Origin of the sequence: Pararhizobium sp. LjRoot238, from assembly GCF_964252955.1 — a bacterium.
Classification (GTDB): Bacteria; Pseudomonadota; Alphaproteobacteria; order Rhizobiales; family Rhizobiaceae; genus Pararhizobium.
Genome location: NZ_CAXUPP020000001.1, coordinates 2,813,042 through 2,835,350, shown reverse-complemented (window position 1 = coordinate 2,835,350; position 22,309 = coordinate 2,813,042). Strand labels below are relative to the sequence as shown.

The 22,309-nt window shown below is 61.5% G+C and carries 17 protein-coding genes and 1 riboswitch; of the genes, 12 read left to right on the top strand and 5 right to left on the bottom strand.

Going from position 1 to position 22,309, the window contains the following annotated elements; translation table 11 throughout:
* Positions 1-121 precede the first annotated feature (121 nt).
* The 8 genes from ACSQ3F_RS13770 (at position 122) to ACSQ3F_RS13735 (ending at position 10,067) form a co-directional block, all read left to right on the top strand.
* Positions 122-1,282, top strand: a complete 1,161-nt coding sequence (locus tag ACSQ3F_RS13770) for an ABC transporter substrate-binding protein (RefSeq protein ID WP_436100728.1) — start codon at positions 122-124, stop codon at positions 1,280-1,282.
* A gap of 192 nt (positions 1,283-1,474) precedes the next feature.
* Entirely contained in the window at positions 1,475-2,473 is a 999-nt protein-coding gene (locus tag ACSQ3F_RS13765; protein ID WP_436100727.1) for an ABC transporter ATP-binding protein, read from the top strand.
* Entirely contained in the window at positions 2,470-3,420 is a 951-nt protein-coding gene (locus tag ACSQ3F_RS13760; protein WP_436100726.1) for an ABC transporter permease, read from the top strand. The genes ACSQ3F_RS13765 and ACSQ3F_RS13760 overlap by 4 nt, the downstream gene beginning before the upstream one ends.
* Entirely contained in the window at positions 3,410-4,225 is an 816-nt protein-coding gene (locus ACSQ3F_RS13755) for an ABC transporter permease (RefSeq protein WP_436100725.1), read from the top strand. Before ACSQ3F_RS13760 ends, ACSQ3F_RS13755 begins: the two co-directional genes overlap by 11 nt.
* Before the next feature lie 73 nt (positions 4,226-4,298).
* Positions 4,299-5,726 carry a gamma-aminobutyraldehyde dehydrogenase gene (locus ACSQ3F_RS13750; RefSeq protein ID WP_436100724.1) on the top strand — a complete coding sequence of 476 codons (1,428 nt, stop codon included), beginning with the start codon at positions 4,299-4,301 and terminating at the stop codon, positions 5,724-5,726.
* A 252-nt stretch (positions 5,727-5,978) separates the two neighbouring features.
* Positions 5,979-8,177, top strand: coding sequence for a TonB-dependent siderophore receptor (locus ACSQ3F_RS13745; RefSeq protein WP_436100723.1), 2,199 nt, complete (start codon positions 5,979-5,981; stop codon positions 8,175-8,177).
* 100 nt (positions 8,178-8,277) lie between these two features.
* Positions 8,278-8,958 carry a siderophore-iron reductase FhuF gene (fhuF, locus tag ACSQ3F_RS13740; protein WP_436102149.1) on the top strand — a complete coding sequence of 227 codons (681 nt, stop codon included), beginning with the start codon at positions 8,278-8,280 and terminating at the stop codon, positions 8,956-8,958.
* Complete coding sequence (locus tag ACSQ3F_RS13735) at positions 8,955-10,067, top strand: ABC transporter substrate-binding protein (RefSeq protein ID WP_436100722.1); 1,113 nt, start codon at positions 8,955-8,957, stop codon at positions 10,065-10,067. Before fhuF ends, ACSQ3F_RS13735 begins: the two co-directional genes overlap by 4 nt.
* A gap of 45 nt (positions 10,068-10,112) precedes the next feature.
* On the opposite strand, the gene ACSQ3F_RS13730 is transcribed toward ACSQ3F_RS13735, so the two are convergent.
* Entirely contained in the window at positions 10,113-10,613 is a 501-nt protein-coding gene (locus ACSQ3F_RS13730) for a ferritin-like domain-containing protein (RefSeq protein WP_436100721.1), read from the bottom strand.
* Between the two features lie 158 nt (positions 10,614-10,771).
* On the opposite strand from ACSQ3F_RS13730, the gene ACSQ3F_RS13725 reads away from it, so the two are divergent.
* On the top strand, positions 10,772-11,290 hold the full coding sequence (locus ACSQ3F_RS13725) for a hypothetical protein (RefSeq protein WP_436100720.1): 519 nt from the start codon (positions 10,772-10,774) through the stop codon (positions 11,288-11,290).
* Positions 11,291-11,299: 9 nt separating this feature from the next.
* Here the strand turns inward: ACSQ3F_RS13725 and ACSQ3F_RS13720 are convergent, their stop codons facing one another.
* The 3 genes from ACSQ3F_RS13720 to ACSQ3F_RS13710 all read right to left on the bottom strand — a co-directional run bounded on the left by ACSQ3F_RS13720 (position 11,300) and on the right by ACSQ3F_RS13710 (position 17,676).
* Complete coding sequence (locus ACSQ3F_RS13720; RefSeq protein ID WP_436100719.1) at positions 11,300-12,535, bottom strand: aromatic ring-hydroxylating oxygenase subunit alpha; 1,236 nt, start codon at positions 12,533-12,535, stop codon at positions 11,300-11,302.
* Positions 12,536-12,784: 249 nt separating this feature from the next.
* Positions 12,785-15,232 (bottom strand): GcvT family protein, encoded by a 2,448-nt coding sequence (locus tag ACSQ3F_RS13715; protein WP_436100718.1) that lies wholly within the window; start codon positions 15,230-15,232, stop codon positions 12,785-12,787.
* Positions 15,229-17,676, bottom strand: coding sequence for a GcvT family protein (locus tag ACSQ3F_RS13710; RefSeq protein ID WP_436100717.1), 2,448 nt, complete (start codon positions 17,674-17,676; stop codon positions 15,229-15,231). The genes ACSQ3F_RS13715 and ACSQ3F_RS13710 overlap by 4 nt, the downstream gene beginning before the upstream one ends.
* Positions 17,677-17,935: 259 nt before the next feature.
* Between ACSQ3F_RS13710 and ACSQ3F_RS13705 the strand changes: the two genes are divergently transcribed.
* Positions 17,936-18,784: a LysR family transcriptional regulator gene (locus ACSQ3F_RS13705; protein WP_436100716.1), complete on the top strand. Its 849-nt coding sequence runs from the start codon at positions 17,936-17,938 to the stop codon at positions 18,782-18,784.
* A 21-nt stretch (positions 18,785-18,805) separates the two neighbouring features.
* Here ACSQ3F_RS13705 and ACSQ3F_RS13700 read toward each other — a convergent pair whose 3' ends face one another.
* Positions 18,806-20,572 (bottom strand): bifunctional diguanylate cyclase/phosphodiesterase, encoded by a 1,767-nt coding sequence (locus tag ACSQ3F_RS13700; protein WP_436100715.1) that lies wholly within the window; start codon positions 20,570-20,572, stop codon positions 18,806-18,808.
* 266 nt (positions 20,573-20,838) lie between these two features.
* Positions 20,839-21,100, top strand: a riboswitch (cobalamin riboswitch).
* Between the two features lie 47 nt (positions 21,101-21,147).
* Here ACSQ3F_RS13700 and ACSQ3F_RS13695 point away from each other — a divergent pair.
* On the top strand, positions 21,148-21,324 hold the full coding sequence (locus tag ACSQ3F_RS13695) for a CbtB domain-containing protein (protein WP_113005357.1): 177 nt from the start codon (positions 21,148-21,150) through the stop codon (positions 21,322-21,324).
* Between the two features lie 193 nt (positions 21,325-21,517).
* Positions 21,518-22,294, top strand: coding sequence for a CbtA family protein (locus ACSQ3F_RS13690; RefSeq protein ID WP_436100714.1), 777 nt, complete (start codon positions 21,518-21,520; stop codon positions 22,292-22,294).
* Positions 22,295-22,309: the final 15 nt, after the last annotated feature.

Genomic DNA, 22,309 nt, shown 5'->3' with positions numbered 1-22,309 from the left:
ATATCGGCAAAACCGATAGCAACATTCTGATTAATGAATTTGCGAAAGCGGCAAAATAGAGGCACCTTTTACTCCGGGAACAAAGACCGTGAAACACGGATACCAAACCGGGAGACTGAAGATGAAGCAGATTCTGAAATCCTGCACCGCGCTCACCCTTTCGCTCGCTTTCGCCACCCATGCTTTTGCCCAGGAGCCGCTGAAGGAACTCGGCAAGGGCGAAGGCGAGCTGTCGATCGTCGCCTGGGCCGGCTATATCGAGCGCGGCGAGACCGACAAGGCCTATGACTGGGTCACCGGCTTCGAAAAAGACACCGGCTGCAAGGTCAGCGTCAAGACGGCTGCGACCTCGGACGAAATGGTCGCGCTGATGAACGAAGGCGGCTTCGACCTCGTCACCGCCTCGGGCGACGCGTCGCTGCGCCTCGTTGCCGGCAAGCGCGTCCAGCCGATCAACACCGCCCTGATCCCGAGCTGGTCGACCATCGACGAGCGTCTGCAGAATGCGCCCTGGCATACTGTGAACGGCACCCATTACGGCACGCCCTATGTCTGGGGTCCGAACGTCTTGATGTACAACACCGAGGCTTTCAAGGGCGAAGCACCGAAGAGCTGGAAGGTCGTGTTCGAAGAGATGACATTGCCGGACGGCAAGTCCAACAAGGGCCGCATCCAGGCCTATGACGGCCCGATCCATGTGGCGGACGCCGCCAACTACCTGATGTTCCACAAGCCCGAACTCGGCATCAAGAACCCTTACGAACTCAATGAAGATCAATACAAGGCGGCGCTTGACCTTCTGCGCGTCCAGCGCACGCTGGCGAACCGCTACTGGCATGACGCGATGATCCAGATCGACGACTTCAAGAACGAGGGTGTCATCGCCTCCGGCTCCTGGCCCTTCCAGGTCAACCTCCTGAAGGCCGAAAAGCAGCCGATCGCCTCGGTCTTCCCGGAGGAGGGTGCGACCGGATGGGCAGATACGACGATGCTGCATGCCGATAGCGAACACCCCAACTGCGCCTATATGTGGATGGAACACTCGCTGTCACCCAAGGTTCAGGGCGACGTCTCGGCCTGGTTCGGCACCGTTCCTTCGGTACCGGCCGCCTGCAAGGGCAATGAACTGCTGACCGACGAAGGCTGTGCAGCCAACGGCTACAACGACTTCGAGAAGATCAAGTTCTGGAAGACCCCGGTTTCAAAATGCGAAAGCCAGGGCGAGTGCGTGCCCTATCACCGCTGGGTCTCCGACTACATCGGCGTCATCGGCGGCCGGTAAACGGCGAACTCGGATCTGATCTCCCCCCTTGAGGGGGAGATGTCACGAAGTGACAGAGGGGGTAAACTCTCCTCACATGCGGAGCGGGCTTACCCCCCTCTGTCGGCGATGCCGACATCTCCCCCTCAAGGGGGGAGATCACCGCGACCTGTGTGATAACCCAATCAATAGCTTGCCGAGCAAGGAAGACCCATGACCGCCGCCGTCCTGTTCGAAAACGTATCCCGCCACTTCGGCACTGTCAAAGCCGTCGATGCGGTCGACCTTGCAATCGCGCCCGGCGAGTTCTTTGCCATGCTCGGCCCCTCCGGTTCCGGCAAGACCACTTGCCTGCGGCTGATGGCCGGTTTCGAGCAGCCGACCGGCGGCCATATTGAGATTTTCGGGGAAACGGCCGAAGGTGTTCCGCCCTATCGCCGCAGCGTCAATACGGTGTTTCAGGACTATGCGCTCTTCCCGCATCTCTCGATCCTCGACAATGTCGCCTATGGCCTGATGGTCAAGGGCGTCGGCAGGCAAGAACGCCGCAAGGCAGCGGAAGATGCCCTCGCCATGGTCAAGCTGCCGGGCTACGGCCAGCGTCGGCCGGGTCAGCTCTCCGGCGGCCAGCGCCAGCGCGTGGCGCTCGCCCGGGCCCTCGTCAACAAGCCCAAGGTTCTGCTGCTCGACGAACCCCTCGGCGCGCTTGATCTCAAGCTGCGCGAGCAGATGCAGGAGGAGCTGAAGAGCCTGCAGAAATCGCTTGGCATCACCTTCGTCTTCGTCACCCACGACCAGGGCGAGGCCCTGTCCATGGCAGACCGCATCGCCGTGTTCAACGACGGCAAGATCCAGCAACTCGGTACGCCGGAAGATATCTACCAGCGGCCGCAGACCCGTTTTGTCGCCGATTTCGTCGGTTCGTCCAACATCCTGTCCAGCGCCATCTGCGCCAGGCTCGGGGTACCCGCTGCGGCCGCGAGCCTGCGCCCGGAAGCGATTGCTATCGGCACCTCCTGGGCCGAGCAACTCACCCTGCCCGGCACTGTCACGGCCTGCAGCTTCCTTGGCGCGGTCAACCGCGTCAGCGTCGACTGCGACGGAGAGAAGATCATCGTTGCCAGCCCCGCCGCCATGCCCGTACCCGATATCGGCGCGCATGTGCAGCTCGCCTTCTCGCGCAACGACCTTCATCTGATGGAGGTTGCATGACCCTCGCCTCCACGCAAACCATCCTGCCGAACGGGCCTCGCCTGACCGGACGAATTTCGGACTTCCTCTGGAAGCACCCGCACGTCCTCATCGCCGTGCTGCTCGGCCCGCCTGTCCTCTGGCTCGGCATCATCTATCTCGGCTCGCTGTTTGCCTTGCTCTTGCAGAGCTTCTTCTCGATCGACGATTTCTCCGGGCTGATCAATTACGAGTTCACGCTTGCGACCTACAGGCAACTGCTGTCGGATGCCAATTTCGACATCATCGTCCGCACTGTCCTGATGGCCGCCACGGTCACGCTGTTTTCTGCGCTGATCGCCTTCCCGATCGCCTACTACGCGGCGCGTTATGCCAAGGGGACATGGAAGGCCGTCTTCTATCTCGGCGTCATGCTGCCGCTTTGGTCGAGCTATCTCGTCAAGATCTACGCCTGGAAATTGATCCTTGCCAAGGAAGGCATCCTCACCTGGGCCTTCACCAAGCTCAACCTGCTCTGGCTGCTCGATGGCTGGCTCTCGCTTCCCGTCATCGGCGGCAATTCGCTCTCGGTCAGCTATACCGGCACCTTCCTCGTCTTCGTTTATGTCTGGATGCCCTTCATGATCCTGCCGATCCAGGCAGCCCTTGAGCGCGTGCCCGCCAATCTGATCGAGGCCTCCTCCGATCTCGGCGGCACACCGCAGCAGACATTCCGGCACGTGCTCTTTCCGCTGGCGCTCCCGGGCATCGTCGCCGGCTCGATCTTCACCTTCTCGCTGACGCTCGGCGATTACATCATCCCGCAGATCATCGGTTCGTCGCGCCTGTTCATCGGTCAGGCCGTCTATGCGCAGCAGGGCACGGCCGGCAATATTCCGCTCGCGGCAGCCTTCACCGTCGTCCCGATCGTCATCATGGGCCTCTATCTCTGGATGGCCAAACGCATGGGGGCCTTCGATGCGCTCTGACCGCTCCGCTCAAGCACCGCTTGGCCTGAAGATCGCCGCCATCGGCGGGCTCGCCTTCCTGCACATCCCGATCCTCCTGATCTTCCTCTACGCCTTCACCACGGAGGAAAAGAGCTACCAGTTCCCGCCGCCGGGGGTGACGCTGCAATGGTTCGCCGTCACCTGGAACCGGCCGGATGTCTGGGCGGCACTCACTTTGTCGGTCAAGGTCGCGACGATCGCCACGGCGATTGCCCTCGTGCTCGGCACGCTCTGCGCCGCGGCCGTCAGCCAGACGCGCTTCTTCGGCCGCGAAACCATTTCGCTGCTCGTCATCCTGCCGATCGCGCTTCCCGGCATCATCACCGGCATTGCGCTGCGATCGGCCTTCTCTTTTGCCGATATTCCCTTTTCCTTCTGGACCATCGTGCTCGGCCACGCGACCTTCTGCATCGTCGTCGTCTACAACAATGCCGTCGCCCGCTTCCGCCGCGTCTCCGGTTCGCTGATCGAGGCCTCGATGGATCTCGGTGCCGACGGTTTCCAGACGTTCCACCACGTCATCCTGCCCAACATCAGCACGGCGCTTCTGGCCGGCGGCATGCTCGCCTTCGCGCTGTCCTTCGACGAGGTCATCGTCACCACCTTTACCGGCGGCCAGCAGTCGACGCTGCCGATCTGGATGCTCGAAGAACTCATTCGCCCGCGCCAGCGGCCGGTCACCAATGTCGTCGCCATGGTGGTGATGCTGGTGACCTTCCTGCCGATCCTGGCGGCCTATTACCTCACGCGCGACGGCGACCAGATCGCCGGCGCCGGCAAATAATCACGCGTCTGTTTCGGAAAAGTGGACACCGGTTTTCCGACAAAAACAGACGCCAGAAAAAGGGAGAACGGACATGGATACGCAATTGCTGATCGGATCGACATTCGAGGCCGGCACCGAAGCCGAGGAACTGATCCTCAATCCGCGGACAGGCGAGAAGATTATCGACCTGCCGGAAGCCTCGCAGTCGCAGATCGAGCGGGCCGTCGATGCGGCTGAGAGGGCTTTCACCAGCTGGTCGATGACGACGCCCGCCGAACGCTCCGGCTATCTCCTGAAGATCGCCGATGCGATCGAAAAGGATGCCGACGGCTTTGCAGCGCTCGAGGCGCTCAACTGCGGCAAGCCGATCAATGCCGTGCGCAACGATGAATTGCCGGCGATCATCGACTGCTGGCGTTTCTTCGCCGGCGCCATCCGTTCGCTGCAGGCGACGGTGGCGGGCGAATACCTGCCCGGTCATACCTCGATGATCCGCCGCGATCCCGTCGGCATAGTCGGCTCGATCGCGCCATGGAACTATCCGCTGATGATGATGGCCTGGAAATTGGCGCCGGCGGTTGCCGGCGGCAATACCGTCGTCTTCAAGCCATCCGAGCAGACGCCGCTGACGGCGCTGAAGATGGCGCGGCTGCTCGCCGATATCCTGCCGGAAGGTGTCGTCAACGTCGTCCTCGGGCGCGGCGAAACGGTGGGTAACACCCTGATCAACCATCCGAAGATCGGCATGGTCTCGATCACCGGCGATATCGCCACCGGCAAGAAGGTGTTGCAGGCCGCCGCCAAGACCGTCAAGCGCACCCATCTCGAACTCGGCGGCAAGGCGCCGGTCATCGTCTATGACGACGCCGACCTCGAAGCCGTCGTGAGTGGCATCCGCACCTTCGGCTACTATAATGCCGGTCAGGACTGCACCGCCGCCTGCCGTATCTATGCGCAGAACGGCATCTACGAAAAGCTCGTCGCCGACCTCACCGCCGCCGTCTCGACCATCCGCTACAACCTCGCCGACGACACCGAAAACGAGATCGGCCCGCTGATCTCCAAGCGCCAGCGCGACCGGGTGGCAAGCTTTGTCGAGCGCGCCACGGAACAGAAGCATATCCAGATCACCACCGGCGGCGGCCTCGGCAGCAAGGATGGCTTCTTCTTCCAGCCGACAGTCGTCGCGGGAGCCACCCAGGAAGACGAGATCGTCCGCCGCGAAGTCTTCGGCCCCGTCGTCTCCGTTACCCGCTTTGCCGCCAACGACCAGGCGGTCACCTGGGCGAACGACAGCGACTACGGCCTTGCCTCCTCGGTCTGGACCAAGGATATCAGCAAGGCGATGAAGGCGGCGTCCCGCCTGCAATATGGCTGCACCTGGATCAACACCCACTTCATGCTGACCAACGAAATGCCGCATGGCGGCGTCAAGCAGTCGGGTTATGGCAAGGACATGTCGATCTATGCGCTGGAGGACTACACTGCCGTGCGCCACGTGATGATCAATCACGGGTAACCGCACCAGCGCCACCAGGTCGTCGCCGCGATTTGCCACTTCACTTCCCTGCAAAGACCGCGCCTCAAAAGCGCGGTCTTTCCGCGTTTTGCGCTAACCAACGGAATATCCTGCAGGTTTCACTGAAATGTTGCGCAAATCCCACACCTATAAAACATGACTATTTAAGTCATACATTTTGCTTCTTTGCGAAAATAATCTTGATAGAAGGAGTCATCTTATAAGCTATTGCCTGTCCAGAAAGCGCATGACATGCCCCATCTTCGTTATCCCATCCGGTCCACCGTCCGTTTCGCCCTCGCCGGCACCTCGCTGCTCGCATTGTCGCTGGCGGCTTTCGCGCAGGACGCAGAGCAAGCCGCAACGACGAGTGACGGGGCGACGACGCTCGAGGCCTTGACCGTCACCGGTGGCAGCGGCGGCGTCATCACCGCCGATGGCTATGTCGGCACGAGCAGCGCCACCGGCGCCAAGGTCGACACGCCCTTCCTGCAGACGCCGCAATCGATCTCGTCGGTAACGGAACAGCAGTTGAAGGACCGCAACCCGCAGACCCTTCTCGACACGCTCGCCTATACGCCGGGTTCTCGCGTCGGCGCCTATGGCTTTGATCCGCGCTTCGATTCGTTCACGGTGCGTGGCTTCGACGTCACCTATACTGGCGTGTTCCGCGACAACCTGCGCCAGCCGGGCGCCAGTTCCTCGCTGTTCAAGACCGAGCCCTATGGTCTCGAAGGTGTCTCCATCCTGCGCGGCCCTTCGTCGGCGCTCTACGGCGCATCCGGCGCCGGCGGTCTCTTCAACCTGATCACCAAGCGGCCGACCGAAGTGCCGCTGCATGAACTGCAGCTGCAATACGGCACCGATAACCGTTACCAGGGGCAGTTCGATTTCTCGGGCCCGATCAACGAAACCGACCCGGTCTACTACCGCATGACCGGCCTGCTGCGTGACGCCGACACCGAGCAAGTGAGCGTTCCCGACGACCGCGCCTATATTGCCCCGGCCTTCACCTGGAAGCCGGACGAAGACACGAAGCTGACGATCCTTGGCGAATACTCGCGCACCAAGACCGGCGGCACTGCCGCGTATTACAACGATCCATTGACCGGCGAAGTGACGGATATTTTCGCCGGCAATCCGGATTTCAACGATTCCGTGCAAAAGCAGGCCCGCATCGGCTACGAATTCGAGCACCGTCTCAACGAGACGTTCACCTTCCGCCAGAACATGCGTGTCTCGACGCTGAATATCGACACGGACTGGGCCTTCGCCTATGCGCCGAACGCCGTCGATCCGACGCTGCTCGACAGCAGCGCCGGCACGTTCGACGAACGCCTGACGGCTTTCGTGATCGACAACCAGCTGGAAGCCCAGTTCGATACCGGCGCGCTGGACCACACATTGCTTGCGGGCATCGACTACACCAAGCTGCGCTTCCGTTCGCTGTCCGGCACCGGCTCCACGCCGCCGCTCGATACCAACAATCCGACGGAAGGCCGCCCGACCGATCCGATCGACTTCACCAGCCGCGTCGAGCAGGATCAGTGGCAGCTCGGCACCTATGTGCAGGACCAGATCCGCTACGACGCGTGGACGCTGACGGCCGGCGGACGCTATGACTGGGTTTCGACCGACACCGACACGACCGATCTGACCACCGACGCGGTGGACGCGGTGGACTCGGTGTCCCAGAAGGACAAGGCATTTTCCAGCCGCATCGGCCTGACCTATGAGACCGACTTCGGTCTTGCGCCCTATATCAGCTACTCCACAGCTTTCTCGCCCAACGCCGGCATCAACAAGGAAACGAACCAGCCGTTCAAACCGACCGAGAGCCAGCAGGAAGAAATCGGCGTCAAGTATCTCCTGCCGAACAGCAACACCCTGATCACCGCCGCCCTCTTCAACATCGACCAGAAGAACAGCCTCTACTACGAGGTCGTAGACCTGCCGACGGGGCCTGAAAACATCCAAGTGCAGCGCGGCAAAGTGCGGTCCCGCGGCTTCGAGATCGAGGCAAACACCAGCCTCGACAACGGCCTGTCGCTGGTCGCGTCCTATACCTATACCGACGCCAAGATCACCGAGGGCCCGGCGGATACGGTCGGCAACTATGTTTCCTCGGTGCCGCGCCACATGGCCTCGATCTGGGCGGACTACACCTTGCCTGAGGATGGCGTGGGCGCCGGCCTCGGCTTTGGCGCCGGCGCGCGCTTCCTCGGGTCCAGCTACGGCAACGACCAGAACACGACGCGCAACTCCTCTCGCGTCCTGTTCGATGCCGCCGCCCACTATGACTTCGCAGCTCTCGACAAGAAGTATGAAGGCCTGCGTCTGCAGGTGAACGCCACCAACGTCTTCGATCGGCGCGAAGCGGTTTGCTCGGCAGGCTTCTGCTACCGCGACCAGGGCCGCGCCGTGATCGGCTCGTTGAAATACAGCTGGTAAGAATTTGACGGTGACCGCCAACCACGAGGACAAGACCGCATTCGGGCCATCCAGCCTGAAGGCGGTCTTTGCCGGCGAACATGCCTGGTGCGGCGAGAAGATGATGCTGTCCTCGGAACTGGACGACGCCGTTCCATTGGATGAATTCTTCCGCTCCGGCGGCTTTTCAGCGGCGCTTGACACTTATGCCGCCACGCACGGCGGCACCGATCGGCGCGCGGTCGCCTCCATGTGGTCGCTCTATTATTTTTCGATCCTGACGATCCCCTACATCGTCGCTCGCCGGGCCGATCATGCATTGCCGGTCGCCGCGCAAAACATGACGATCGCGCTTGCCGAGGACGGACTGCCCCGGGCCTTGGGGCTCGCCCGTGTGGGAGATTGGAGCGAAGGCGAAGACGGCGATCTCCTGTCCTTCGTGGTGCCTCTGATCAGCCAGCATCTCGCCGAAGTCGTCGCGCAACTGAAGGCGCAGGGTGGCATGGCGCCGAAACTTGCCTGGAACAATGCGGCGGTCTACATCGACTACGCCTTCAACGCGACCGAGCGAGAACACGCGGGCGACGGCGATGCCTGGGCTTCGCGGCCGCTCTTTTCCGCGCCGCATTTGCCCGATGGATCGGCCAACCCCTTCCTCGGCTGCCTGCGCCACGAGATCGAAGGCGGAGAGACCGTGTGCCGCCGCAAAGTCTGCTGCCTGCGTTATCTGCTGCCCGGTATTCCGAGCTGCGGCGAGCTCTGCGCACTGCCGGCCCAAAGAAAGCCCCAAAGAAAGCAATGAGTGTGAAGCGCCTTTTTCTCCTGACCCTCGGCCTGTTTCTGGCCTTTTCGACCTTATCGAACGCACAGGAGCGTTGGCCGATGACGCTTACCGACGGGATCGGTCGGCAGGTGGCAATCGAGGCAAAGCCGAAAGCGATCCTGCTCGGCAGCGGCTTCAATCTCGTGGCGCTGTCGCTGATCCACCCGGATCCGGTCAGCCTGCTCGCCGGCTGGTCCGGCGACATGAAGGGCGACAACCCGGAGATTTACAACGACTTCGTCGCGAAATTTCCGGCCCTTGCCGACGTACCGATCATCGGCAACGGCACCGGTGACGGCCTGTCCTTCGAGACCATCCTGTCGCTGAAGGCTGACCTTGCCATCATGGCGAACTGGCAGGCCGATACCGAACTCGGCAAGCGGGCAATCGACTATCTGGAAACGACCGGCGTTCCGGTGTTCGTGGTCGATTTCAACAGCGACCCCTTGAAGAACACCCCCGGCAACATGCGCCTGCTCGGCAGGATCCTCGAGCGCGAGGAACAGGCAAACGCCTTCGCCGATTTCTACGAGGAACACCTGAAGCGCATCACCGACCGTGTCGTTGCCAATCCGGAGCTAGGCCCCACCGTGCTGATGGACGCCTTCCCAAATCCGGATCGCTGCTGCTACGCCTATGGCACCGGCGGGCTTGGCGAATTCATCGCCATCACCGGCAGCCGCAACATCGCGAATAAGAACCTGCCGCGCCAGGGCGGCATCGTCAGCAGTGAATATCTGCTTGCTGCGAACCCGGAAGTCTACATCGCCACGGCTTCGCCGGGTGGCACCTATAGCGTCTTCTCCGTCGGCCCGGGCGTAACGGCAGACGAGGCGCGCAAGACCCTCGGCGAAGCCGTGAAAAGCCCGGTTCTTGCCAACCTCAAGGGCATACAGACGGGCCGCGTGCATGGATTGTGGAATTTCTTCAATGCCGTGCCGCTGAATATTCTTGCGGCCGAAGCCTTTGCCCACTGGCTGCGGCCGGAGCTGTTTGCAGATGTCGATCCGGACAAGAGCATGAAGGAAATCAACGCGCGCTTCGCCGCCGTTCCTTTCAACGGCTCCTACTGGATCAGCCTGAAATGAGAAAATGGCCGGAAGCAAATCCGGCCATTTTGATCAGGGAGTGTTTTACGCGGCCTTCTTGAGAGCCATCGCATTGATCGAGGCTTCCGCCAATGCCGTCAGCTCGTGATCAGTCTTGCCTTCCTGCTGCAGCGTTTCGTCGAGCAGCTTGACCGCATCCTTGAGACCGAGCATCGTTGCCCAGGTCCTCAGCGCCCCGTAGCGGGCGATTTCGTAATGTTCGACGGCCTGTGCCGCCGCCAGAAGGCCGGCATCGAGCGCCGGTGAATTCCTGAAGTCTTCGAGAACTTCCTCACCTTCCTCAATGAGGCCATCGATCGCCGGGCAGTTCTTGCTGACTGCGCGTTTGCCGAAAATTTCGAATACTTGCTGCAGGCGTTCGATCTGGCCCTCGGTTTCCTCGCGATGCTTTTCAAACGCTGCCTTCAGTTTGGGGTTCTGGGCACCCTTGGCCATTTTCGACAAGGCCTTCAGAATCTTGCGCTCGGCATAATAGACGTCCTTGAGCAGGTCGTAGAACAGGTCTTCCAGGGCTTTCTGTGCCATTGGGTTTCCTCCTTTTCCGTGATTGACGCGTCGGAACGACAGACGGGAAACGGGCGGGCGGGCGCTTTGTTCCACCTCGCATGACAATCGCCACCCGGCATCGCACCCCGCTTCCCTCGCGCCAGTGCCCCGCCTATATAAAGAGCGGGAGGACTTTGATGATCTGGATATTTCCTGCGCTTGCAGGCCTGTTGATTATCTATTTCGCCATGCGCTCGTCGCGCTTCCAGCACTTTGCCGAACCGGTCCTCAGCTTGATGGTTGCAGCCGGGCTGATCGTCGCTTTTGTTATCTGGATCAATGAGGGTGGCAACCCGTCCGATACCGAAACCGATCGGAGCATTCCGCAGGCCCGGCCGTCGCCGGAGGATATAGCCGTCGAGGGACTGGCGTTCGAGCCCAACCGGACAGACACGAGCTATCGTGCGACCGGCACGGTGGTGAACAAAAGCAGCTTCAACCTCGACTATTTCAGGCTGGCGGTGACGCTGGAGGACTGCCCGAAAAACCAATGCAGGACGCTCGGTGAGGACACCGCGCTCGTTCTGGCGCGCATTCCCGCCGGCCGGAGCCAGAGCTTCGAAACCTTCTTCACCTTCCCCAATCGCTACGGCGTGGAACCGACCGCGCCAAAATGGTCGTACCGGGTCACCGAGGTTCGTGGACGCATTCCATGAAACCGGGCGTCAGCTCGCCCGGCTGATCTCGTCCAGGTACCAGTTGACGTAGCGCAGCTCGTTCTGCTCCATCGGCGCGATCGGGCCGGGCACGAAATAGTGCGAGCGGACGCCGCGCGAGGTGTGTTCGATGATCGCCTTGTCCTCGTCGGTGGTCACCGTCCAGAGCCAGGTCAGCTTGGCAAGATCGTAATCCCTGCCCTCCTCGGCCTCGCCATTGACGAGCCAGATCAGTTCCATCTCGCACGCTTCCGGCCCCTTCGGAATGAAGCGGTAGATCATGCCATGGTCAGGGTAGCAGACGAGGAACGAGGTGCCGCCGAGATGGACGGAGGTGACGCCGCCATCGAACGCGGTGAAACGGCCCATCAGGATGCTGAGCGGCGATCCGTCCTGGCTGCCGGTCTTCACGCCATCATAGAGCGCATAGCGGAAGGCATGGATCGTCTCCTTGCCATTCGCCGAGGTCTGCCAGTGATCGCCCGAGCCAACCTGGATCCCGAGCGCGCAGGTGCGCTCCTCCATCTCCACGTTCAGCGCCTCGATCATGGGCAGCGGCTGCTCCAGCGCATGGGTTTGCGAATATTCCGGATGCGCCGGACCGCAGTGGTAGCACTCGACATAGTTCTCCACCGCCAGCTTCCAGTTGGCCTCGACCGGATAGCTCTGCCGGTGCGCCACCTTGGCTTGACCCCAGCCATATTGGCCGCAGGTGGCATGCAACAGGTTTTCGACCTCGGTGAAATCCAGCGGGTTCTCGGCAAAGGAAATGAAGATCAGCCCCTCGACGACGTGGACGTGCAGCGTCTTCAGCCCATGATCCTCCCGCCTGAAGTCCTTCGGCATCAGCCGGGCGGCCTTCAAGCTCCCGTCATTGCCATAGGTCCAGGCATGGTAAGGACAGACGAAGACGCGGGCATTGCCCTTGTCCTTGGTGCAGACCTCGGCGCCGCGATGACGGCAGACGTTGAGCAGCGCATGCACCGTGCCGTCCGCATGGCGCGTCACGATCACCTGCTCGGACGCCATACGGAACACTTCGAAATCGTTCGGCTTTGGAATGACGCTCTCATGCGCGACGCAATGCCAATGGCGGCGGAACACGCGCTCCAGATCGCGCTCATAGATTTCCGGGTCCATGTAGAACGGACGCGTAAGGCCGTGCCCCGGCTTGTGGGCGGCGACGAGTTGGCCGATGCGGTCGGCGGACGGTGCGGCGGTGGTTTTGGTGTCAGGTGCGAGCATGGGAGTTCCTCCAAGCTGAAGAGCGCGTGGCGCACCCCCCTCTGTCACTGCGTGACATCTCCCCCACAAGGGGGGAGATCGGGAGCAAGTGGATTGTCTTTGCTAAAACGGTGAGCGGCAAGACTCGCAGATACATCGCGAAATCAATGGGGCACGCAGCCGATGCCGCCACCAATCTCCCCCCTTGTGGGGGAGATGTCACGAAGTGACAGAGGGGGGTCATCCCGGCCGACGCTGATGTGTCCTGCATCACCCCCTCACCCGCTCCGCCTTCGGATCATACATCGGCGCAAGCGACGCCTCTGCCTTCGCCCGCGCTCCGGCAATCTCGATCTCGTAGGATGAGCCAAGCATCTCGGCCTCGCTCTCGCCCTCGCAGGGCACATAGCCCAGCCCAATCGCGCCGCCGAGGTGGTGGCCGTAGTTGCCCGAGGTCACCGTGCCGACGATCCTGCCGTCACGCACCACCGCCTCGTTGTGGAACAGGAGCGGCTCCGGATCGGTCAGCTTGAACTGCACCAGCCGGCGAGACAGACCCGCTTCCTGTTTCCTCAACACCGCGTCGCGGCCGATGAAATCACCCTTCTGTGGGCGGACGGCAAAACCGAGCCCGGCCTCCAGCACATGGTCCTCGTCGGTGATGTCATGCCCGAAATGGCGGAAGGCTTTTTCGATGCGGCAGCTGTCGAGCGTATGGATGCCGCAGAGCTTCAGCCCGACATCGGCACCCGCCTCTTCCAATGTCTCGAACACATGCGCCGCCTGGTCGGTGGAGACATAGAGTTCCCAGCCGAGTTCGCCGACATAGGTGACGCGATGGGCGCGGGCGAGGCCCATGCCGACTTCGATTTCCCGTGCCGTGCCGAAGGGGTGCGCCGCGTTCGAAAAGTCGTTAGGGCTCACCTTTTGCATCAGCGCACGCGCCTTCGGCCCCATGACGCAAAGTACCGATTCCGATGCGGTGACGTCGGTGACGACGACGAATTCGTCGGTGATGTGCCTGCGCAACCAGGCAAGATCGCGCTGCAGGGTGGCGCCGGGAACGACCAGCAGAAACGCCGTTTCGGAGAGACGGGTGACCGTCAGGTCGCTCTCGATGCCGCCGCGGGCATTGAGCATCTGCGTGTAGACGATCCGGCCCTGAGCCACATCCATCTGGTTGGCGCAGAGCCGCTGCAGGAAGGCAAGCGCATCGCGGCCCTCGACACGGATCTTGCCGAAAGAGGTCATGTCGATCAGGCCGACGCCACCCCGGATCGCCAGATGTTCGTCGCGCTGGTTTTCGAACCAGTTCTGCCGCTTCCAGCTGTACTTGTACTCGCGCGCCTGGCCGGGCTTTGCAAACCAGTTGGCCCGCTCCCAGCCCGCCACTTCGCCGAACACTGCGCCGCGCGCCTTCAGATGCTCGTGCAGCGGCGTGCGGCGCACGCCACGCGCAGTCGCCATCTGGCGATAGGGGAAATGGTCGGCATAGAGCAGGCCGAGCGTCTCGGTCACGCGCTCCTTGAGGTAGGCGCGGTTCTTCTGGAACGGCTGCGCCCGGCGGATATCGACCTCCCAGAGATCAAACGGCGGCTCGCCGTCGTTCATCCACTGCGCCAGTGCCATGCCGGCGCCACCGGAGGAGACGATGCCGATCGAATTATAGCCGGCCGCGACCCAATAGCCCTTCAGCTCCGGCGCTTCGCCGAGATAGTAGCGATCGTCCGGCGTGAAGCTCTCCGGGCCGTTGAAAAAGGTGTGGATGCCGGCCGTCTCCAGCATCGGCATGCGGTTCACCGCCTTTTCGAGAATGGGTGCGAAGTGGTCGAAATCCTCCGGCAGTTGGTCGAAGCAGAAATCCTCGCGGATGCCGTCCATGCCCCAGGGCTTCGCCACCGGCTCGAAGGCGCCGAGCAGCATCTTGCCGGCGTCCTCTTTATAGTAAGCGCACTCATCCGGCACGCGTAGCACCGGTAGCGACTTCAGCCCTGCCACCGGTTCGGTGACGATGTAGAAATGTTCGCATGCATGCAGCGGCACGGTGACGCCGGACAGATTGGCAAGCTCGCGCCCCCACATGCCCGCGGCATTGACGACGTTTTCCGTCTCGATCGTAAAGGTCTCGCCGTTCTGCACGCAGGTAACGCCAGACACCCTGCCGTCCTTCTGGTGAACGGCCGCCACCTTGACGCCTTCGAGAACCGTCGCGCCGTTCTGTCGCGCACCCTTGGCGAGCGCCATAGCGATATTGGCGGGATCGCACTGGCCGTCGAGCGGCAGATGCACGGCGGCCACCACGTCGGAGACGTTGAGATGCGGATACATCTCCTTGACTTCGCCAGGCGTAATCTCACGCACATCGACATTGAAGGCACGGGCAAGCGAGGCCTGGCGATAGATCTCCTCCTTGCGCTCCTCGGTCAGCGCCACGGTAATAGAGCCGTTCTGCTTCATGCCGGTGCCAATGCCGGTCTCGGCCTCCAGCTTGACGTAGAGGTCGCGCGAATATTTCGCGAGCCGCGTCATGTTCTGCGAGGCGCGCAGCTGGCCGATCAAACCCGCGGCATGCCAGGTCGTGCCGGACGTCAATTGCTTGCGCTCCAAAAGCACAACATCCGTCCAGCCGAGTTTCGCCAGATGATAGGCAACAGAGCAGCCGGACACGCCGCCACCGATGATCACGGCTCTTGCCTTGGAGGGAATGGCCCTATTCATGCGCGCAGTCTTTCATTTTTGGGATCAAACAGCGGCTGGTCAGGCTGGACCGTCGCCCTGAAGCGGTCGCCGTAGATTTCGACGTCGATTTCCGTTCCCGGCTCGGCCAGATCGGCACGCAGCATGCCGAGCGCCACCGATTTGCCGATCCGGTAGCCCCAATTGCCGGATGTCGTCTCGCCGACCACCTTGCCGTCATGCCAGAGCGTCGACATGTAGGGCGCGTCACATTCACCGGCATCCACCACCAGCGTGACGAAACGCTTTGTCACACCCAGCTGCTTCTCGCGTTCCAGCGCCGCCTTGCCCTTGAAATCGGGCTTTGACCAGTCGACGAAACGCTCCAGCCCGCCCTGCAGAATGGTGTAGTCTGTCGAAAGGTCGCCCTTCCAGGCGCGATAGCCCTTCTCGATGCGCAACGAGTCCAGCGCCTCCATGCCGAAAGGTTTCAGCCCATATTTCTGTCCGGCCGCCCAGACGGCGTCGAAGATCACGGCCGTATCGTCGATCTTCGTATGGATTTCCCAGCCGAGTTCACCGGCGAAGGACACCCGCACCAGCTGGCACCAGCGTCCGGCGATCTGGCAGCTCTGATGTGTCAGCCAGCCCTTGGAAAGATCAGCGTCCGAGACTTCCGCGAGGATGTCACGTGACTTCGGCCCCGAAAGAATCTGGCAGGTAAAATTGTCAGTCACATCGTCCAGCGTAAACGCCGCATCCTCCGGCAGATGCTTTTTCAGCCACTCGAAATCATGCCATTGCGCCGTCGCCGCCGTGATCAGGAAGAAGAAATCCTCCTCCAGCGCCATGACCGACATTTCGGTGACGATGCGGCCTCTGTCGTCGGAGAGATAGGCAAGCCCGATGCGGCCGGGCTTCGGCACTTTGCCGGTAATGAGGCCAAGCAGCCAGTCACGCGCGCCCTCGCCCTTCAGCCGGTAACGCGAGAAGCCCGGAAGATCGAGAATGCCGGCGGCATCGCGCACCGCCAGGCATTCCTCCTCGATCCGCTTCGCCCACGGACCCGCCCGGTTCCAAGTCTGCGTTGATTCCTCGGACGTATCGTCGCCCGGCTTGGCGTACCAGTTGGCGCGCTCCCAGCCGTTGTAGGGCTTGAACTGCGCGCCGAGCACTGCAATCCGGTCGTGGATCGGAGACAACTTCCTGTTGCGACCGGCCGGCCAGGCGTGTTTCGGGAAATGCATCGCATATTCGTGGCCGTAGACTTCCATGCCCTTGGCGATGCAGTAGTCTTGGGTCGCAAAACTGGTGAAGCGGCGCGGATCGCAGGACCACATGTCCCACTCCGTCTGACCCTCTGTGACCCATTCGGCCAGCACCTTGCCGGCGCCACCGGCCTGGCAGATGCCGAAGGTGAAGACACAGGCCTCGAAGGCATTCGGCACGCCCGGCATCGGCCCGATCAGTGGGTTGCCGTCCGGCGCATAGGGGATCGGCCCGTTGATCATCCGCGACAGGCCGGCGGTGCCGAGGATTGGTACACGCTCGACGGCGTCGTTCAGATACCATTCCAGCCGCTCCAGGTCGTCCGGGAAGAGCTGGAAGGAGAAATCCTCCGGCATCGGATCATCCGGCGTCACCCAGTGCGCCTTGCAATTGCGCTCATAGGGACCGAGGTTCATCCCGGTCTTTTCCTGACGCAGGTAGTAGGAGCTATCCACGTCGCGCAACAGCGGCAGCTTGTGGCCGGCTTCCTTCGACCAGGCGGCAAGCTCGGGAATTTCCTCGAACAGCATGTACTGATGGCTCATCACCATCATCGGCACGTCGCGGCCAAACCACTTGCCGACCTCGCGGGCATAGTAACCAGCGGCATTGACGACATATTCGCAGCGGATCTCGCCTTGCGGCGTCGAAATAATCCACTCATCGTTTTCCCGGCGAGCGCCGGTGGCGGGACAGAAACGGAAGATCTTCGCCCCCATGTCGCGCGCGCCTTTCGCCAGCGCCTGTGTCAGCTGCGCCGGATCGATATCGCCGTCATAAGGGTCGTAGAGCGCGCCGGTGAGGTCATGCGTCTCGACGAAGGGATATTTCGACTTGATCTGGCTGGGTGTCAGGATGTCGAGGTCCATGCCCTGATACCGGCCCATGCCGACGACGCGCTTGAACTCCTGCAGCCGCTCCTTCGAATGGCCAAGCCGGACCGAGCCGGTGACGTGGTAATTCATCGGATAGCCGACCAGCGTGCCAAGCTCGCGATAAAGCGAGGCCGAATAGCGCTGCATGTTCATGATCGACCAGGACGATGAAAAGGTCGGCACGTTGCCCGCCGCATGCCACGTCGAACCGGCCGTCAGCTCGTTCTTTTCCAGCAGCACGCAATCGCTCCATCCGGCCTTGGCCAGATGGTAGAGCGCAGAAGCGCCGACCGCTCCTCCCCCGATGATCACGACGCGCGCATGAGACGGCAAATTCGACATGTCTGTCCCCTTGTTTGGAGGGAAGTTTTGGCAATGAAGCCGACTTGCATCAAGCGGTCAGAATTCGCTTTATTGATCGAAGAATTCGATTAGATTGGAGGTGTTGAAAGAAGCCCCTCCCCAACCCTCCCCACAAGGGGGAGGGAGTTTATCGTGCCAGGTTCGCCTTCCGAGGTCATTCCACTCGAAAGGCGCCGCATTCTCGGTAACCCCCTCCCCCTCGTGGGGAGGGTTGGGGAGGGGTCTTAGGTGGAGAACCATGCAGATCGACCTCATCGAAACCTTCCTCGACCTGATGGAAACCCGCAGCTTCAACCGGACGGCGGAGCGGCTGAACATCACGCAATCGACCGTCTCCCACCGCGTCAAGGCGCTGGAGGCGCAGTTCAACCGCAAGCTCTTCACCCGCAACAAGGGCGGCACCGCGCCGACCGCATCGGGCCTGCGCTTCCTCGATCATGCCAAGGCACTGCAGCACCAATGGCACGAGGCGACACGGGCGGTGGAGAATGCCGGCGCCTATGAGCGCTCTATGCGCCTCGGTATCCAGCATGATCTGGCCGAAGCCTTTGCCGGCCGCTGGCTGTCCGCCATCCGCGCCGATCTTCCGGCAACATCGATCTACATGGAAGCGGACTACTCCAACCAGATGAATCGCGATCTGGCGGCCGGCGACCTCGATCTCGCCATCCTCTACACACCGCACTACCTGCCCGACCTGCATTATGAGCGGATCGGAGAAATGACCTACAGACTGGTCAGCACCATCGCGCGAACAGTCAGCGACCTGCAGCCAGAAACCTATATCCAGGCCGTCTACTCCCCCGCCTTCGACCGGGCGCACAGGCTGGCGCTGCCGCATCTGTCGGCCGCACCGCTGGCTTCGGGGCAGAACATCGCCATCGTGGATTTGCTGAAGACGCTGGGTGGCGCCGCCTACGTGATGAGCGGCACCGCAACGCAGCTTGCCAAAGAGGGTACTGCCTTCCCTGTGGAAGATGCCCCTGCCATTCCGCAGGCAGTCTATGCCGCGACCAGCATCCGCACGCGTCACGCGCATCAGCACCGCCGCATTATCGGCGTGATGCAGGACCTGCTGGCTTCGTAGATGCCTTCTGCAGAAATGCCATCAAAGCTGGACGGCAAGTTCCTTGTTTTGCGTTTCTATCAACCTGGCCAGCATCTCGGGCCCCGAGACCGGATAGGCGATCGCGTAGCCCTGCAGAACATCGCAGCCGAGGCGCGTCAGAAGCTTGGCATGCTCCAGCGTCTCGACCCCTTCGGCCACCACTTCGATGTCGAGCGCCTTGGCGATATCAACGATCGACCGCAACAGCCGCTTCTGTTCGCGCGACGTGGTGATCGGAAATACCAGCCGCCGGTCGATCTTCAGCCGCCGCGGTTTCACCTTCGTCAGCCCGATGATCGAGGCGTGTCCGGAACCGAAGTCGTCGATCTCGATGTCGATGCCCATACCCTTCAGCGCAGCAACATTGGAAAGCACGCCTTCCTCGCTGTCGTCCAGAAAGATCGTCTCCAGCAACTCGAATGACAGCGTATCCGCCTCGACGTCCAGTTGCTGCAAGTCGTCAATCAAAAGCGGATCGGACAGCCGCGCCGCCGAGACATTCACCGCGATCCGTGGAACGAGCACGCCCTGCCGCATCCAGGCGCGCCGGTCTTTCAACGCCGCTTTCAGAATTGCAGCATCCAGGTCGTCCAGCATGCCAAGATTTCCCGCGACGGTGAGGAATTCACCCGGCAACAGAAGCCCGCGTTTCGGATGGCGCCAGCGCGCCAAAGCCTCCAAGCCGACGATACGGCGCGTGCGCGCATCGACCTGCGCCTGGTAAAAGGGAACAAACTCTCCCTTTTCCAGGCCGCGCGCAAATTGCTTGGCAACGCGGCGCTCGTTGTTGAGCTGCGCCTTGAGTTGCGCCGAGAACACCTCCACCCTGCCCCGGCCAAGTTTCTTGGCGCGATGAAGGGCGATATCGGCTTCGGCCAGCAGATTGGCGATGTTTCTACCGCTGGCGGACGCCAGGCCGATCGACGCACCGGTGCGCAGCACTTCGTCATTGTGCCATATCGATTGCTTCAGCTGCTGGGCCAGCCGCTCGGCGACCGTCTTCAAATCTTCGATGGAGTCGAAATTGGCGATCAGAACCGCAAATTCGTCGCCGCCTATGCGGGTGACGAAGGCGCTATTTGGCAATGCGGCGACAATCCGGCTGGCCGCGGATTTCAGCACATTGTCACCCACGGAGTGACCGGCCGTGTCGTTGATCTGCTTGAACCGGTCGAGACCGATGTAGAGGATCGCCAACTTGTCGAGCCCCGCATCCTCTGAAAGTTCGGCCAATCGGCGATCGAAGAAGCGGCGGTTCGGTAGCCCGGTCAGGTAGTCGTGTTCGGCCGCATGTTCGATCCGCCGGGCGCTCGCCTCGAGAGCAACTGCGCGCTTTTCGGCAATGGCTTTCTGGCGCTGCAGTTCCCGATTGAGCAGCACGTCCGCCGTCACGTCCCATTCGACGCCGATGAACGTGATATTTCCGTCCTGCTCGAAGCAATGCGCCCTCGACCGGAGATATCGAAGTTTGCCGTTTGGCAGAACAATACGATACTCCGACGAATAGATGCCCTTGCCTTTGATGGCATCGGCGAAATCCGCCTCTGCCTGCTCCCGGTCATCAGGATGGATCGCCTTGGCCCACACCGCCGCCTTGACGCGCTTGTTTGTCTTGCCGGTTCCATAGAGCCGGTGCATCTGCTTATCCCAGACGACTTCATCCGTCTGCGTATCGTGTTCCCATACGCCGATCCGGGAGGCATCGAGCGCGAGCTCCAGCCTCCGAAGAATATTCTGAAATTCCTGTTCGGACCTCGCCGTTTTCATTGTTTTCTCTGTGAATGATTCTTCGCAAATAGACGCGCGCGGTATTCTGCCGCAAGGTTCCTAAAGAACTATTTCCTTCGCAAAACGCGAAATGTAACCAGAAATACAAGCAACCATTCAGTGTTATTTAAAGTAGACGGCCTCGACCGGCGCACTTTGCTCCCCAATTCAGAAGGATAGACCTACGAGCGAACTTCGGCAATCGCGACGGCAAAGCGGCATCGCGGGTCGCATCGTCGAATTGACATGAGCCAGGGGACATCATAATCATCGTCGGATCAATTGGTTCCTTGGAAGCGAACGCTTCCGGGGAGTAAATGGGAACGTGACGGATGGACCCATGCTGGGCATCTCAATCACGGCCGACCCCGCGACTGTAGAGCGGTCAGAGTTTGTCATGCCGGTCGATCCGGCAAAAGCCACTGCGGCGCGGGCCTTGGCCCGCACCTTGGGAAGGCGAGACAGGCTCACTGGTGCCAAGCACCTGACGCCGCGAGCCAGGAAACCTGCCGGTTGATGAAGGGCATGGTGCCCAATTGGTGGGAAATTTCCCACGCGCCATCACGGAGGTTGTCATGGCTACGTCTACAGTTTCGAGCATTCCGCTCTCCCTCAACGACCGCATCACCGCCGGTATCCTCGCCCTTCTGATCGGCGGGTTCCTGGTTTTCGGCGCCGGTCTCGCCAATTCCGCCGTGCTGCACGATACCGCGCACGACGTTCGCCACTCCTACGGTTTCCCCTGCCATTGATCGGCTGATGTGGGAAGCTGCGCGCTTTTCGCATTCGATCCGACAGCAGAACGCGGGTTTCGATGAAACCACGCTTCGACGGTTCATGCGCCCGTGCTGCGGCACCGGGCGGCATTTGCCGTGGGGATTTCAAACACAGCAAGCCGGAGAGGGCTGACGCGCAGCCGCTCCGCTTGAACCTGGGAGTATCGAAATGATTGTCAAAACGCTTCTGGCCGCGTTGGTGGCTGGACTGATTGCGGGTGTCTTTACGACGGTGGCGCAGACTGCGCGGGTCGTTCCGATCATCCTTCACGCCGAAGAATATGAAGGCAAGGAGCCTGCCGCGGAACAGCCCGCCGGCACCGAGGATCAACAGCAACAGCATTCGTCACTGGAGAAGACATCCGCGATCGGCGAACTACTTGCGGCATTTTCTCCGATCACGCCGGCTTACGCCCATGAGGGCGAGCATGAAGACGAAGGCGGCATCATGTTTGGCATGAGCCGGTTTTCAGGAACCTTGCTCGCCAATCTCGTAACCGGCACAGGTTTCAGCCTGTTGCTGACCGGTATCAGCTTGCTGATCGGCTATCCAATCACGCTTCGCAACGGCGTCCTCTGGGGCGCTTGCGGTTGGCTGGCGGTCCACATGCTACCCGCAATCGGACTGCCGCCGGAATTGCCCGGCTTTCCGGCGGCCGACCTGCACGACCGGCAGATATGGTGGATGGCGACGGTCTTGCTCTCCGGAGCAGGCCTGTATCTGCTTGCGCTGCGCCCCGAAATCGTCGCGAAAATCGCCGGCCTTGTGGCGATCGCCGCGCCGCATATCTACGGCGCGCCGCAGCCTGCGGATATTTCGAGCCCGGTTCCGGCCGTTCTCGGCGCCGAATTCGCCGTTGCCGCGCTGGCGACCGCCCTTGCCTCGTGGATCGTGCTCGGCCTTGTCTCGGGTTATTTCAACGAGCGCTTCCTGAAATCTGCATAACGAACCAGCTTGCAA

Bases quoted from the DNA above. Each gene is read 5' to 3' on its own strand.
- ACSQ3F_RS13770 (WP_436100728.1), top strand. From the start codon at position 122: ATGAAGCAGATTCTGAAATCCTGCACCGCGCTCACCCTTTCGCTCGCT.
- ACSQ3F_RS13765 (WP_436100727.1), top strand. From the start codon at position 1,475: ATGACCGCCGCCGTCCTGTTCGAAAACGTATCCCGCCACTTCGGCACT.
- ACSQ3F_RS13760 (WP_436100726.1), top strand. From the start codon at position 2,470: ATGACCCTCGCCTCCACGCAAACCATCCTGCCGAACGGGCCTCGCCTG.
- ACSQ3F_RS13755 (WP_436100725.1), top strand. From the start codon at position 3,410: ATGCGCTCTGACCGCTCCGCTCAAGCACCGCTTGGCCTGAAGATCGCC.
- ACSQ3F_RS13750 (WP_436100724.1), top strand. From the start codon at position 4,299: ATGGATACGCAATTGCTGATCGGATCGACATTCGAGGCCGGCACCGAA.
- ACSQ3F_RS13745 (WP_436100723.1), top strand. From the start codon at position 5,979: ATGCCCCATCTTCGTTATCCCATCCGGTCCACCGTCCGTTTCGCCCTC.
- fhuF (WP_436102149.1), top strand. From the start codon at position 8,278: ATGATGCTGTCCTCGGAACTGGACGACGCCGTTCCATTGGATGAATTC.
- ACSQ3F_RS13735 (WP_436100722.1), top strand. From the start codon at position 8,955: ATGAGTGTGAAGCGCCTTTTTCTCCTGACCCTCGGCCTGTTTCTGGCC.
- ACSQ3F_RS13730 (WP_436100721.1), bottom strand. From the start codon at position 10,613: ATGGCACAGAAAGCCCTGGAAGACCTGTTCTACGACCTGCTCAAGGAC.
- ACSQ3F_RS13725 (WP_436100720.1), top strand. From the start codon at position 10,772: ATGATCTGGATATTTCCTGCGCTTGCAGGCCTGTTGATTATCTATTTC.
- ACSQ3F_RS13720 (WP_436100719.1), bottom strand. From the start codon at position 12,535: ATGCTCGCACCTGACACCAAAACCACCGCCGCACCGTCCGCCGACCGC.
- ACSQ3F_RS13715 (WP_436100718.1), bottom strand. From the start codon at position 15,232: ATGAATAGGGCCATTCCCTCCAAGGCAAGAGCCGTGATCATCGGTGGC.
- ACSQ3F_RS13710 (WP_436100717.1), bottom strand. From the start codon at position 17,676: ATGTCGAATTTGCCGTCTCATGCGCGCGTCGTGATCATCGGGGGAGGA.
- ACSQ3F_RS13705 (WP_436100716.1), top strand. From the start codon at position 17,936: ATGCAGATCGACCTCATCGAAACCTTCCTCGACCTGATGGAAACCCGC.
- ACSQ3F_RS13700 (WP_436100715.1), bottom strand. From the start codon at position 20,572: ATGAAAACGGCGAGGTCCGAACAGGAATTTCAGAATATTCTTCGGAGG.
- ACSQ3F_RS13695 (WP_113005357.1), top strand. From the start codon at position 21,148: ATGGCTACGTCTACAGTTTCGAGCATTCCGCTCTCCCTCAACGACCGC.
- ACSQ3F_RS13690 (WP_436100714.1), top strand. From the start codon at position 21,518: ATGATTGTCAAAACGCTTCTGGCCGCGTTGGTGGCTGGACTGATTGCG.